Below are 545 nucleotides of genomic sequence, written 5' to 3'. Positions count from 1 at the left end.
GTGCCTCCTTCCATTCCACGGAAAAGATCGCACCATTAAAGCCAGGGATCAAACACCTAGGATCCATGCCGTGCCGGTGGTGCAGTGCTCCGGCGGCGCAAGAAACAGCGAACCTACCAGCCTGTTCCACGAAAGAGTTCGAACCACTCGGGATTGGCCTTTTCGATCAGCTCGATCTTCCATTGGCGCGGCCAGCGCTTCAGCGACTTTTCGCGCTGGATGGCGTCTGCGATGTCGAAAAATTCTTCGTACCAGACAAGGCGTTGCACGCCGTAACGACCGGTGAAGCCTGAGCCTTGGCCAGACTTGTGCTCGGGTACGCGGCGACCGAGATCGTTGGTGACGCCGATGTAGATCGTGCCGCGCTTTTGGCTCGCGGTCATGTAGACGTAGCCGGTCATGGTCGAAGGGTAGCCCGTGTCAGTGGGCGTGCAAGCGCCATTTCTGCTCCGCCACACTCTACGACCAATGTCACGGCATGGATCCTAGGTGTTTGATCCCTGGCTTTAATGGTGCGATCTTTTCCGTGGAATGGAAGGAGGCAC

General features: G+C 57.6%; 1 protein-coding gene. It reads right to left on the bottom strand.

What is annotated here, in order from left to right; all coding sequences use genetic code 11:
- Positions 1 to 113 precede the first annotated feature (113 nt).
- Positions 114 to 401, bottom strand: a complete 288-nt coding sequence (locus X743_RS137725; RefSeq protein ID WP_023769487.1) for a GIY-YIG nuclease family protein — start codon at positions 399 to 401, stop codon at positions 114 to 116.
- Positions 402 to 545 lie beyond the last annotated feature (144 nt).

It is taken from the genome of Mesorhizobium sp. LNHC232B00, from assembly GCF_000502435.1.
Classification (GTDB): domain Bacteria; phylum Pseudomonadota; class Alphaproteobacteria; order Rhizobiales; family Rhizobiaceae; genus Mesorhizobium; species Mesorhizobium opportunistum.
The sequence above is the reverse complement of the archived record's forward strand: the minus strand, read 5'-3'. Positions and strand labels throughout refer to the sequence as shown.